The 13,049-nt window shown below is 69.7% G+C and carries 9 protein-coding genes and 1 tRNA gene; 6 read left to right on the forward strand and 4 right to left on the reverse strand.

Annotated features, from left to right (window positions below; translation table 11 throughout):
- Positions 1–31 precede the first annotated feature (31 nt).
- The 5 genes from KIH73_RS03800 (at position 32) to KIH73_RS03820 (ending at position 5,831) form a co-directional block, all read left to right on the forward strand.
- A complete protein-coding gene (locus KIH73_RS03800) occupies positions 32–784 on the forward strand; it encodes a class I SAM-dependent methyltransferase (RefSeq protein WP_219080718.1) in 753 nt (250 codons plus the stop codon).
- A 149-nt stretch (positions 785–933) separates the two neighbouring features.
- Positions 934–1,836 carry a DMT family transporter gene (locus tag KIH73_RS03805; protein WP_219080720.1) on the forward strand — a complete coding sequence of 301 codons (903 nt, stop codon included), beginning with the start codon at positions 934–936 and terminating at the stop codon, positions 1,834–1,836.
- A gap of 281 nt (positions 1,837–2,117) precedes the next feature.
- Entirely contained in the window at positions 2,118–2,693 is a 576-nt protein-coding gene (locus tag KIH73_RS03810) for an isopentenyl transferase family protein (RefSeq protein WP_219080722.1), read from the forward strand.
- Between the two features lie 93 nt (positions 2,694–2,786).
- Positions 2,787–5,396 (forward strand): MscL family protein, encoded by a 2,610-nt coding sequence (locus tag KIH73_RS03815; RefSeq protein WP_219080724.1) that lies wholly within the window; start codon positions 2,787–2,789, stop codon positions 5,394–5,396.
- A gap of 96 nt (positions 5,397–5,492) precedes the next feature.
- Positions 5,493–5,831 carry an inorganic diphosphatase gene (locus tag KIH73_RS03820; RefSeq protein ID WP_219080726.1) on the forward strand — a complete coding sequence of 113 codons (339 nt, stop codon included), beginning with the start codon at positions 5,493–5,495 and terminating at the stop codon, positions 5,829–5,831.
- 481 nt (positions 5,832–6,312) lie between these two features.
- Here the strand turns inward: KIH73_RS03820 and KIH73_RS03825 are convergent, their stop codons facing one another.
- The 4 genes from KIH73_RS03825 to tgt all read right to left on the reverse strand — a co-directional run bounded on the left by KIH73_RS03825 (position 6,313) and on the right by tgt (position 10,408).
- The gene (locus KIH73_RS03825; protein ID WP_219080728.1) at positions 6,313–7,143 is read right to left on the reverse strand and encodes a Fic/DOC family protein; all 831 of its coding nucleotides are present in this window, start codon (positions 7,141–7,143) and stop codon (positions 6,313–6,315) included.
- Positions 7,144–7,793: 650 nt separating this feature from the next.
- A tRNA-Leu gene (locus tag KIH73_RS03830) sits at positions 7,794–7,879 on the reverse strand.
- Between the two features lie 76 nt (positions 7,880–7,955).
- On the reverse strand, positions 7,956–8,894 hold the full coding sequence (locus tag KIH73_RS03835) for a nitroreductase family protein (protein ID WP_219080730.1): 939 nt from the start codon (positions 8,892–8,894) through the stop codon (positions 7,956–7,958).
- A 212-nt stretch (positions 8,895–9,106) separates the two neighbouring features.
- Positions 9,107–10,408 (reverse strand): tRNA guanosine(34) transglycosylase Tgt, encoded by a 1,302-nt coding sequence (tgt, locus tag KIH73_RS03840; RefSeq protein WP_219080732.1) that lies wholly within the window; start codon positions 10,406–10,408, stop codon positions 9,107–9,109.
- Positions 10,409–10,860: 452 nt separating this feature from the next.
- On the opposite strand from tgt, the gene KIH73_RS03845 reads away from it, so the two are divergent.
- On the forward strand, positions 10,861–12,711 hold the full coding sequence (locus KIH73_RS03845) for a trypsin-like peptidase domain-containing protein (RefSeq protein ID WP_219080734.1): 1,851 nt from the start codon (positions 10,861–10,863) through the stop codon (positions 12,709–12,711).
- The last annotated feature ends 338 nt before the right edge of the window (positions 12,712–13,049 follow it).

Below are 13,049 nucleotides of genomic sequence, written 5' to 3' on the forward strand. Positions count from 1 at the left end.
GACAGCGGACGAATGAACGGACGGAGCCGTCATGGAGTATCAGGACATCAACGCGGCGGCGATCACGCAGTGGATCGCCGAGGGCTGGGAATGGGGCCGGCCCGTCGACCATGAGACCTACGAGCGGGCGCTCGCCGGCGAATGGGACATCGTGCTCACGCCCACCCGACCGGTGCCGCACGAGTGGTTCCCGGACCTGCGCGGGCGGCACGTGCTCGGCCTCGCGGCCGGCGGCGGCCAGCAGATGCCGATCCTGACCGCGCTGGGCGCGCGGTGCACGGTCCTCGACTACACGCCGGCGCAGCTCGACGCCGACCGGATGGTCGCCGAACGCGAGCACTACATCATCGACGTGGTCCGAGCCGACATGTCCAAGCCGCTGCCGTTCGACGATGGCTCGTTCGACCTGATCGTCCACCCCGTCGCGAACTGCTACATCGAGGAGGTGCTGCCGCTGTGGCGTGAGTGCTTCCGCGTCCTGCGCCCCGGCGGACGGCTCATGGCCGGGCTGGACAACGGGTTCAACTACGCGTTCGGCGACGACGAGGAGCGCGTGGTCAACCACCTGCCGTTCAATCCGCTGAAGAACCCCGACCAGATGGCGCAGCTCGACCGGGTCAACGACGGCGTGCAGTTCTCGCACACCCTGGACGAGCAGATCCGCGGGCAGATCCAGGCCGGGTTCCGCATCGTCGACCTGTACGAGGACACCAACGGCGCGGGGCGTCTGCACGAGCTCGGCATCCCCACGTTCTGGGCGACGCTGGCGCAGAAGCCGGAGTAGCCGGCAGTCCGCTCGGCGCGCGGGGCCGGCGGTTCGGCGGGAATTCGGCCGGTTTCATGGTTCCTTCGCCACGCGGGCGCGGCGGCGTCGCCCACGCTGTAGAATCGCACGCGGAGATTTTACGGACGAGAGAGAAGAAGGAACCGGCGATGCGTCGTGCGACGTTTGAACGGACTCCGAAAAGCCTGCTGATCGGCATCGGCGTGACGCTGTTGGGCGGCGCGCTGTGGGGCGTCAATGCGACGGTGTCGAAGATCCTGATGTCCGAGTACGGCGCCGACCCGCTGTGGATCGCCAGCATCCGGCAGATCTGCGCGGGCGTGCTGTTCCTGGTCGCGGCCGGCGCGACGAAGCCGAAGCTGCTGTCCGGCGCCGTGCGCGACGTGCGCTCCTACCCGGTCTACGTGCTCGGCGCGCTGATCTGCGTGATGGCCACCCAGGTCACCTACCTCAACGCCATCAAATGGACGAACTCCGGCACCGCGACCGTGCTGCAGACGCTGAACCTGCTGTTCGTGCTGGCCTGGGTGTGCCTGCGCGGCCGCCGGCTGCCCGGCAAACGCGAGGCGCTGGGCGTGGCGCTCGCCTTCGCCGGCACCGTGCTCATCGCCACCGGCGGCGACCTGACGACGCTCGCCCTGCCGCTGGCCGGTCTGGCTTGGGGCCTGAGCGATGCGCTCGCCACGGCCACGATGTCGATCCTACCGGTCAAGGTGATGAACCGGTGGGGCAACTTCACGGTCAACGGGCTGATGTTCTTCATCTCGGGCCTGCTGCTGTGCGCGGCCGTGCGGCCGTGGTCGCACGCGCCGGCGCTCGACGCGACCGGCGTGGGGCTGATGGTGTTCACCGTGGTGTGCGGCACGTTCGGCGCCTACTGGCTGTATATGTCCGGCGTGATGCGGATCGGCGCGATGCGCGCCACGATGCTCGGCACCAGCGAGCCGGTGCTGGCCACGGTCTCGGCGGTCGTGCTGACCGGCGCGGTGTTCACCCCGGTCGATCTGGTCGGGTTCGCGATGATTCTGGCCATGGTGTTCCTGATCAGGTGAGCGTGCCGGCCGACCGGCGGTCGGTTTCGATGGTGGTCGGCTTTGGCGGCGGTCGGTGCCCGCGGCGGATCGGCCTTACCGGCGGTCGGTTGGTCGACGGGCCGGTGCTCCGGTGGTCCGTTCTGGCTGCGGAACCGGTTCGACGCCGGTTCGTGGGCGCAATCGGGTGGGGTTCCGTCGATAGGCCGGTTCACAGGATGCTCGTCGATCATCCTGTGAACCGGCCATGCCGACAGGCATCGGGTCCGGACGGGTCCTGGACGGAAAACAGGAGACGGACCATGAAGATCAGCCTGCTCGGATACAGCGGCAGTGGCAAATCCACGCTGGCCGCCGCGCTCGGGGCGCGGTACGGCCTGCCGGTGCTGCACCTTGACCGCGTGCAGTTCGCACCCGGCTGGGTGGAACGCCCGATGGAGGATAAGCTCGCCGACGTACGCCGCTTCCTCGACGCCCACGCCGACGGCGGCTGGGTCATCGACGGCAACTACACCGCGCTGCTGCAGGAGCGGCGGCTCGCGGAAAGCGACCGCATCGTGATCCTCGCGTTCGGACGTTGGGCGTGCCTGCGCCGCGTCGTGTCGCGCTACCTGCGCCACCGTGGCCGTTCCCGCGCCTCGATGACCGAGGGGTGCCCGGAGAAGCTCGACGCGGAGTTCATCTGGTGGATCCTGCACGAGGGGCGCAGCCGCAGCCATCGGAGGCGGTTCCGCCACATCCGCGACACGTGGCCGGGCACGACCGTGGTGGTGCGCAACCAGCGGCAGCTCGACGCCCTGTACCGCGCCGCCGGCGTGCGGAACGAGGGGGAGCCGCGCGCCGTCGCGTCCGAGCCGGACAATGGCTCAAGACGCTGACGATGCACGGCTGAGATGACCGCCTGGGAGGGCGGCCGCGCGGGGCCGGACGGCAGCGGGCAGTACGAGAGACCTACCAGGGGAGAACGAACTATGGCGAACACGTGGACCGGTGGACCCGCTCCGTCGACGATGGGGGCGTCGGGTGTGCGGAGCGGCGCCGGCGGGGGAGCCTCCGGCGGAACGGGTCATGGCGCGTCCAATGCCGCCGGTGCGGCCGGAGACGCGAAGACGGCCCCCGGCGGCAAGCCGTCGTCCGGCGCCGGGCGTGGCCCGCTGTCCGGTCTCCGGGAGTCCCTGTCGCGCAGGACTGCCGTCGATACGGCGGTCGGCGTGACGGCGGCCATCGCCATCGCGATCGCCGTGCACGCGGTCGTGGCGCATCTGATCGACCCGCTGATCGCGATGATCGGCGGCAAGGCGGACATGGCGGGCATGCTCGCGTTCACGGTCCAGGGGGCCACGGTGTCGTTCGGCGCGCTGCTGAGCGCCGCCATCGACGTGCTGCTGATCGTCGTGGCCGTGTACTGCTGCGTCATCCTGCCGGGTGGACGGCGCGGCGACGCCTCCTCGGAGCGCGCGCGGGGCGATGCGGACGCCAGCGATCGGGCGGCCGCGGACCACGCGGTCAGGGTGCTGGAGGACATTCGCGATGAACTGCGTTATGCGCGTCTGGCTGGTGCCGGTGCGGGTGTCGTTGGAGACGCAGGGCGTGCCGGGGCAGGCGGGCGTGCCGGGGCGGTCGCGGGGGCCGCTCGGCAGGGCGGCGTTGTGGGAGATGCCCTGGATGATGTCTTGGCCGGCGTCGCCGGTGGTATCTCCGGCGGTGCTTTCGGCGGCGCCTCCGGATGGGACGGCGCTGCTGGCCCGGCCGGTGGCGGCGGTTCCGTCGACGCCGATTGGGCCGATGTCTTCGATGCCACGTGGGCTGGCACGGCCGGTCGGGCCGATGCGGCCGGCACCGGTGCCGGCGAGGGCATCGGTGGTGGCCGATCCCATGCGGCCGACGGATTCGGTGCCGCTCGCTCCGGTGCCGCCGCCGGCAGTGGCGCGCGTGGTCGGTCCGGCGGTGTTGGTGGCGGTCGGCCTTATACGGCTGGTGGAACCGACACGGATCGGTCTGCCACGGCTGTTGACGGTGGTGCGCGAGGCCGGACTGGCGCGGCCGGTGCCGGTACCAGTCGGTCTGCCGCTGTTAGTGGTGTGCGCGGTCGGTCCCGTGCGGCTGATGGGGCCGCCGTGGATTGGTCCGCCGCAGCTGCTCCCGCGGGGCCGACCGGCGCGACATCGCCCGATCGCACGGCCGTGATGCCGGAACGTCGCGCCGACGCCACCGCCGCGATGCGTGGGAATCCTGGCGGCGTCGAGGGCTTTGGCCGCGCCGCGGGCTATCCGGGCGTCTATCCGGTCGGGGACGTCTCTGAACCGGATGTCGCGGCGGACGGAATCGTGACGGAGACGGGGGAGCCGCGAACGATCACCCTGTCGGACCTGCTCACCACCGAAATGGACACCAGGCCGATTTCGTCGACGCCGCAGGGCGTGCGCATGCCGAAACCCGCCGCGCCGCCCACCACGGTGCTGGCTGCGGAACCGGGTGCGCAACCCGCCGCGGCGCCGGAGACGCAGCCGGTCGGGGCGACTGTGGCGCAGTCGGAGACGCCGGCGCGGTCGAGGGCGACGGCAGCCTTGCCGGTGGACGCTGCGGCGAATGGAGTGGCGGGTACCGCGGAACAGCCGGCGGAGGCCGCAACCGGGGGCAAGGCCCTGGCCGGTGCTGTGTCTGGCGCGGCATCCGGTGCTGCGGCCGGGGAACGCACTGCGTCGGGGCTCGCGTCGGGTCGCCCGGCTGCGAGCCGCTCGACGGGGATGGATTCGGCGGAGCATCGTGGAGAGGAAGGCGTCTCGGTGGAGGGCCGCCCAACCGCGGGCCGTTTGGTAGGGATGATGGGCTTGGCGGATCGCCGCCGGGCGGAAGATGCCCCGGCGACAGGGCGCCCGGCGGAGGAGCGCGTGACGGACGAGCGGCCGGTGCCGACCTCGGAGTTCATTCTGCCGCCGGTCACGGTCGAGCCGCTGGGGACCGCGGAGATTCCGGCGTTCCTGCGCCCGGCCTCCGAGATCGTGGGGCCGGCCGCGCCGCTGGACGGTGTCCGGTCCACGGCGCCGGATGACCTCCGATCCGCATCGCCGGCTGGCACTCGGCCCGCGCCGCCGGCTGGCACCCGCCCCGCGCCACCGGATAGCGCAAGGCCGGCGCCGCCGGCCCCTCCGGCTGGTGCGGGTGCTTCGGCCGCTCCGGCCTCGTCGGCCGCATCGGCCGCGTCGACATCGTCGGAGTCGCCTGGGCCTGAGGTCGCCGTGGCGCCATCGGAGCCGCTTGCGCCCAAGGCTGCCGATGCGTCGCCGGAACCGTCTGCGTCCAGGGTCGCCGATGCGTCGCCGCTCCCGTCCGTCGAGTCGGACGAGAGCGCAACCGTGGCCGCGAGCGTTGCTTCGGCCGCGGACGTTCCCGCGCCGACGGCTCGGACCGCGCGGATGGATGTTCCCGCACCGCCGGTTCGGTCCGTGCAGTCGGCCGCTCCTGCGCCGTCGGACCAGGCTGCACGTCCGGAGTCGGACCAGGTTACACGTCCGGACGTTTCCACACCGCCGATGCCGCCTGCGCCACCGGCCGATCCGCAGCGTGGCGAGGACGCGTAGCCGCGCCGTTGCCGCCCGGGAACGGCGCGGGCGCTATGCCTGCGGGCGGTCGGCGTGCCGTTTCGCCGCAGACCAGGAGATACGTAAGGAGTCGCAATGGCCGATGACGCGATCGGGCGCACGGTGACGGTCACGGTCGACCGTCCGCTGGGCAGCCGCCACCCCGAACACGCGGATCTGGTGTACCCCGTCAACTACGGGTACGTCGAGGGCGTGCCGGCGGCGGACGGCGACGACCAGGACGCCTATATCCTCGGCGTCGACGAGCCGGTCGGGGCGTTCGCCGGGCGTGTCATCGCCGTCATCCACCGGTTCGACGACGTGGAGGAGAAATGGGTCGTGGCGCCGGAGGGCATGTCGTATACGCCGGACGAGATCGCCCGGCAGGTGTGGTTCCAGGAGCGGTTCTTCGATACCGAAATCCGGATGGGCTAGGCGCCCGGTTCGGGTGTGGATGGGCCAAACTGGGGCGCTCACGGTCGCGTTTGGGTGTGAGTCGACTCGGTTGTGTCGGAGACTGGTGACTTTGGCGGGTTACGGTGGTTGTTTGGGTGATGGCAGGCGGTCAGTCGCAGTGTATATGCGCTAGCTGTAGTGGATTTGAGGGTCTGTGGACATCGAAACGCATTACGTGAGGCTGCTTTGTAGCCATGCCCCGAGTATGATCCGCGGAATATCACCGTTCGTATTCCGGGTTTCGGGGAACGGGTGCCTCACATAATGCGTATGGATGCCTGCAGACCCTCAAATCCACTACAGCTAGTGAAGAAACAGGCGCGCTGCTTTGCGGGAGACGGTATGCGTGGTTATCCCATGGCGGACTGTGCCGTGGTTCATCGCATCGCCGTGCCGTGCCGGACATTCACCGCCATCGGTTGCCGTTCAACGATGCCGATGATGGCGGTCCGCCACGGCGTCACCGCGTATCGTTGCCGGAATTGCCGCGCAGGCTGTCCAAAGGCGTGTTCGGTTCAAACAACGCCGCGTCGACGAATCGCCGGAGCGGCTCATCGGTGCGCAGCTCGCGGTCGCTGGCGTTGGCGAGAACGAGGGCGTCGCGGAAATACTGGCTATGTTCGGCAAACGGCGTGTTGTCAATGGCGAACCCGAGGTGACGCAGATACAGGATGCCGAACACGGCGGTCGTACGCGTGTTGCCCTCGCGGAACGGGTGGATTTGCCAGATGCCGGAGAGGAACGCGAACACGTCGTTGGCGACCTGTCGCTCATCGATCCGCTGGTAGGCGCCCTGGCGTCTGCGCTCCTCACCGAAGTCGTAGTCGAGCGTGGGCTCGATCCACATGAAATCGGAGTATTGGACGCTTTCGCCGTGCAGTACGGGTTCGTTTTTGGTGATGTTCTCCGTGCGCCATACCCCGACCCAGTCGTTGCGTGTCTTTCCGTCGACGTCTTGGAGCACGTCGCGGAAGAGTCTGGCATGGATGGCCTTGAGTGTACCGGGGCTGAACGCGAACCCGGGCGTTTGAAGCGTTTCACTGATTCTCTGGGAAACGATGTCGGCCTCCCGATGCCCGGCCTGATCGGGATGCGTGGCATGATACCGTTCCAGCAGGTCTGCCGCCTGACGGTAGCCGATGTCGCCATCGATCTGCTGCCTGGCGACCGTGTAGGCGTATGCGGACGGTGTCAGCCCGTCCGCGGCCTGCAGTCCGAAGCCGACGCTCCACCCGTATTCGCGCGATTCCTTGGTGCCGTTGGGATCGGCGACTTTGTAGCTGTCGATCATGCCTGCCCTCCGTGTTCCTGCTGCCTTCCATCATGGCATACTGCCCGTGGTTGTACTGGTGGTTGTGGGTGCGATTGGACTGGCGGCGGGATGGATGAGGAAGTGTCGTTCGACGTGCCGGAGGTGCGGCGGTGGAGGTGGGCGCTGGTTCGAGTACGCGTGTTGTGTATGGGTGGGGCAGTTTGGGCGATTGGCATGTTGCAGTCGTGCGGTTCTGCGCGTGATTGCGTAGGAGTTCTGAGTGTATATGCGTTATCTGTGGAAGATTTGGGGGTCTGCGGACATCCATATGCCTTACGTGAGGCTTCTTTTCCGGAAGACCGCGAGTATCAATGGCGGTATTCCGCGCCTGATACTCGGGGTATGGCGTTCCGGGTGCCTCACGTAATGGAGTTGGATGTCTGCAGACCCGCCAATCCGCTACAGCTAATGCAGAAGCACTCGTCGGCGCCCCTGATTGTCGTCTTTGCCGGTATGCATTGTCTTCGGCGCTGTAAGAACCGATTTGGGCCTACAACCCATAGGCCCCGATTCGCGTGGCTGGATGCCGAGCACGAGCCCTGTTGCAGACAGGCGGCTCGACAGCTGCCGCCGTGCAACTGAATCGGAAAGCAAAAGGGCCGGAACCCTTGGGTTCCAGCCCTTTTCGCTGGTGCGAGTGGGGGGAGTTGAACCCCCACGAGCATACACTCACTGCCACCTGAAGACAGCGCGTCTACCATTCCGCCACACTCGCAGACAGTCAGTTAACTTACCACGGCCATACGGAAGTGTGCAAGCCCGGCGTGTCTCGCGTGTCGCGGCCGCCCCGCTCACCGCCACACGACGTTGTCGCGCCCGGCCCCGATCTCGAAGTGGCACTTCGCGCATCCCAATCCCACATGCGCGAACAGGCCGCTCGTCGCCTCGGCGCTCACCGTGCCGTCCTCGTGCAGCGTGAACAGGAACGGCTGCTGGCTCAGCGACGTGGGCGCGAGCATCGCGGCCTCCATGCCGGCGCGGAACCAGTCGGGCATGGCCATGCCCTCGGGGATGCGGCACAACTGCTCCATCGGCTTGGTGCGGCGTCGTCCGGCCGGTCGGGCACCATGCCCGAACGCCAGCACCCACACGATCCTCTCGCCGGGATGCAGGCACCACCACGGGTGTTCCGCCTTGTCCGCGTCGTCCAGCACGGCCCAGCAGGTCTCCAGTCCGAGCTGCACGGCGCGCAACGCCAGCTGCTCGCCGTAGTAGCCGACCTTCTCCTGCAGCGCCGCCTCGCCGGGGTCGATGCCGGCTTGCGCGGCGGCTTCGTCGGTATTGTCGGCCTTGGACCAGCCCGCCTGCGCCGGCGGCTGCGTCGACGCGGGGGCCGCGTCGGCATCGCCGTGCTCCCCGGGTTCCCTGGACCCGTCGGATGCGGCGCGCTCCCCGGCGGCCCCGGCATTCCCAGCGTCCTCGGTATCCCCGGCGTCTCCGGATTCCCCGATGCCCTCGGACGTCCCCGTATCCGCGACGCCGTCCGCGGCCGGCGCCTGCGGCCGCCCGATCAGCGCGATGGCGTTGTGCACGCCGGTGAACCGTCCGTAATGCGTCTTCAATCCAAGAAACGCGTCCTCCAACCCGGACGCCATCTGGACGTGCAAACCGCTTTCCATGTTGCAGGAGCAGATCTCGGCCTTCAGGATCGCGAGCACGTCGGCGGCCACGGGCTCGTCGGTGTACGCGCGGATCGCATGCCTCTGTTCCATCGCTTCGAGCAGATTCATGTGCGCTATCCTATCGCTCTCAGCTGATTTCGGGCCGCTCCGCCCCGCACCGGCACCGCGTGTTGCCATGCGAATCAGGCCTCTTGGGCCGTCGCGTGACGTGTCGCATGGCGGCCCGTGCAAGGCGGGACGCCGGCGTGGCGGTCAGGGCCGCCTCGTGCCGGGCGGCGTGCATGCCGCCTACCGGCTCTGCCCGCGCCCCTACCCTCGCTCTACCCGCGCGACCCGTTGGCGTAGAACCGCGCCAGCGTCGCGTCGCGGAACTCGTCGAAGTACCCGCCGTCGATCGAGGCGCGGATGTCGTCGAGCAGCTTGACGAAGAAGTGCTCGTTGTGGATCGTCGCCAACGTGAACCCGTTGAACTCGCGCGCCCGCAGCAGGTGGTCGACGTACGCGCGCGAGTAGTGCGTGCAGGTGTAGCAGTCGCAGCCCTCCTCGAGCGGCCCGAAGTCGTGCTTGAACTCGGCGCGCTTGACGTTGTAGCGCCCGTCACGCGTGAAGATCGCGCCGTTGCGCCCGCAGCGCGCGGGGGCCACGCAGTCGAAGGTGTCGCCGCCGTTCTCCACGCACGCGAAGATGTCGTCGACCGCGGCGATGCCGAGGACGTGCCGCGGCCGGTCCTCCGGCATCTCGTCGCAGATCCACGCGCAGATGTCGCCGATGATGCGCTTCTCCATCGCGCCGCCGATGCCGACGCCGTCGAAGTCGAGCGAGGCGATCTGCGAGGCCGCGCGCCGGCGCAGGTCCTCGTAGTTCGCGCCCTGCACCACGCCGTACAGCGCCTGGTACGGCTTGCCGAGGCGCTCCTCGGTGAGCCGCCTGTGCTCGGCGACGCAGCGCTGCGCCCATCGGTAGGTGCGCTCGACCGACCGCTCCTGGTAGGCGCGCGTGTTCATCAGCGTGGTCAGTTCGTCGAACGCGAACATGATGTCCGCGCCGATCTTGTGCTGGATGCCCATCGAGATCTCGGCGCTGAACCGGTGCAGCGAGCCGTTGAGCGGCGACTTGAACGTCACGCCGTCCTCGTCGACGAACGCGAGGCGCTCCTTGCCCTCGGCGATCACGTCGTCCGACTTCATGCCGGTGACGTCCATCGCGAGCGTCTTCTTGAAGCCCGCGCCGAGGGAGAGCACCTGGAAGCCGCCGGAGTCGGTGAACGTCGGGCCGTCCCAGTTCATGAACCGCGCCAGGCCGCCCGCCTCGTCGAGCACGTCCTCGCCGGGGCGCTCGTACAGGTGGAACGCGTTCGACAGCAGGCACTGCGCGCCGAGGTCCTTTATCGTCTCGGGCAGCACGGCCTTCATCGCGGCCTGCGTGGCGACCGGCACGAACGCCGGCGTGCGGATGTCGCCGTGCGGCGTGTGGATGATGCCGGTGCGGCCGTAGCGCGCGCCGTCGCGGCCCTTGCCGTCGGCCGCGTGCGGCAGCCGCGTCACGGTTTCGAACGAGAATGCGTGGCGGTCGCCGGGCTTGCCGGGCTCCGCGCCTCGAGGGTGCTCAAGCAGACTGGTCATGGGTTTCACTCTAGGCTAAGCTCTGCCGAAGGGCATGTGTGAGCTGCGTCACGTCGCCATGCGCCGCGCGGCTCCGTGGCGGCCTCGCGCCGGTGCGTGCGCCCGGTCGTCGGGTGGTCGTCGGGTGGTGCGCGGACGGCGCCGCGGGCGGGTGCCGGCAGCGTCGGAAGCCCTGGAAATCATGGGTTCCGTGCCGCCGCCGGCAACGGCGCTCCGACCGTGCCGTGGCGTCGCCGGCCGTGGCCGTGCGATGCCGGACGGGGGCGTCGCGCCGCTCGCCGACGCCGGGGCCGGGGCGACGTCGCGCATTACCTCACATCTTTCAAGCAACATTCAGGAAACTTCCAGAGCAGGTTTCTTTACTCATAGATAGCGATTCAGGCGGCAGATAACCGAGATACGGTAGCGGCCGCACGACAACGACAGTAGTAACGAACCAACAAGGAGCAGCAATGGCTGAAGAGAACAACGGCGGCTGGGGCACCCGGTCCGGGCAGCCGCAGGGCGCCCCGCAGGCGACCCCCGCCCCCTCCGTCGACGAGACCGCCGCGAACCCGGGCGTTCCCGCGGACGCGGCGGCCGAGGCGCAGGGCGCCTCCGCCCCGTCGGAGACGCCGACCGTGCAGGGCGACCAGTTCACGATGACGCTGCACGACGACGGCGCCACACAGACCATCCCGGCCGCGACGCCGGCCGACGACACCGACACGGCCGTGCACCCGGCGCAGCCGTCCGCCGGCGAGGCCCCGACCTCGCAGTACCGCCCGGCGCCCGAGTACGGCGCCTACGGCCCGACGCCGGCCCAGCCGGCCGAGACCCGGACCCAGCAGCCCACGCCGAGCCCGCAGGCCCCGCAGGGCGACCGCAACCCGTACTCCGGCAACCCGTTCCTGGCCCAGCTGGGGCAGCAGGGGCAGGCCGGCCAGTCCGGCGCCGCGCAGAACGCCGGCCAGCAGCCCGGGCCGAACAACCCGTATGCCCCCCAGGGCCCGAACGCCCCGCAGGGCCCCGGCTTCCCGCCGGCCCCGGGCGCGCACAACCGCCCGAACCGCGGCGGCACCCGGACCGTCAGCGGCGTGATCATCGCGGTGGTGGCCGCGCTGGTCTCCGCGGCGCTGTGCCTGGGCGTCGGCTACCTTGCGCTGACCGAGGGCTGGGTGCGCGTGCCCACGACCAGCTCGCTGCAGAACGTGAACTCGAACCAGTCCGGCTCCGGCAGCGCCACCGTCGAGGGCGGCGACGCGGTCGACTGGACCGACGTGGCGGCCAACGTCTCCGACTCCGTGGTCTCCATCCAGACCCAGGTCCAGGGCGGCACGGCGGCGGGATCCGGCGCGATCCTCGACACGGACGGCCACATCGTGACCAACAACCACGTGATCTCCGGCGCGCAGAGCATCCAGGTCACGCTGTCCAACGGCCAGATGTACACCGCGCAGGTGGTCGGCACCGACACCACCACCGACATCGCGGTCATCCAGCTGGACAACGCGCCCGACGGCCTGACCCCGGTCGAGTTCGCCGACTCCGACCAGCTCGCGGTCGGCGAGCCGGTGATGGCCATCGGCAATCCGCTCGGCTACGACGACACCGCCACCACCGGCATCGTCTCGGCGCTCAACCGCCCGGTCTCGGTGATGGACGACAACAACTCCGAGGTCGTGACCAACGCGGTGCAGATCGACGCGGCCATCAACCCGGGCAACTCCGGCGGCCCGACGTTCAACGCGGCCGGCCAGGTCATCGGCATCAACTCGTCGATCGCCTCGACGGCCAGCTCCAGCAGCGAGGCCGGCTCGATCGGCATCGGCTTCGCGATCCCGGCGAACCTCGTCAAGCGCATCGCCAACGAGATCATCAGCGACGGCTCGGCCACGCACGTCGCGCTCGGCGTGACCATCACGAGCTCGACGGTCGAGGCCGACGGCGTGACCCGCGGCGGCGCCCGCATCACCACCCCGTCGACCGGCGGCAGCGCCGTGGTCTCCGGCAGCCCCGCCGACAAGGCCGGCCTGCGCGCCGAGGACACGATCGTGGCCTACAACGGCAACGCGGTGAACAACAACTACTCGCTGCTCGGCTACATCCGCGCGGCGGCCCTGGGCGACACGGCGACGCTGACGATCGTGCGCAGCGGCCAGACCATGGACATCGACGTGACCCTCGACCAGGAGGAGGCCTCGGTGAACGGCTCGTCCGGCAGCGGCCAGGACGATTCCGGCCAGAGCGACGGCCAGCAGAACCAGGACGGCGGCGACGGCTACGGCGACGGCGGCTTCTACGACCCGTTCGGCCTGTGGTAAACCGACGGGCCCGGCCCTGACCGACTGACGGCGAAAGGCCCCGGCATGTGCCGGGGCCTTTCGCATGCCTGCGTCGCGGTGTCGCGGCGCCGCGCGGGCGTGGCGCATGGGGCCGTGCGCCGCCTTGTCGCGTGCCACGGCGGGCGGGGCCTGACCGAGGCGAGCGTCGTCCCGCCGTCTCCCGGCCGGGGGCGGGCGCCGCGCCTCGTCGCCGGGAGGGGGTGTCGCGCGGGCTCCGGCGGCCGCGCGCCCGGGCCGCGCCGCGCCGGGGATGAGTTTGTGTCGGGGAGCTGTTAAGGTAGGAGGGCGGTCGCCGAGGCGGCCGGATAACCGAATAC

The organism is Bifidobacterium phasiani (assembly GCF_019331775.1).
GTDB lineage: Bacteria > Actinomycetota > Actinomycetes > Actinomycetales > Bifidobacteriaceae > Bifidobacterium > Bifidobacterium phasiani.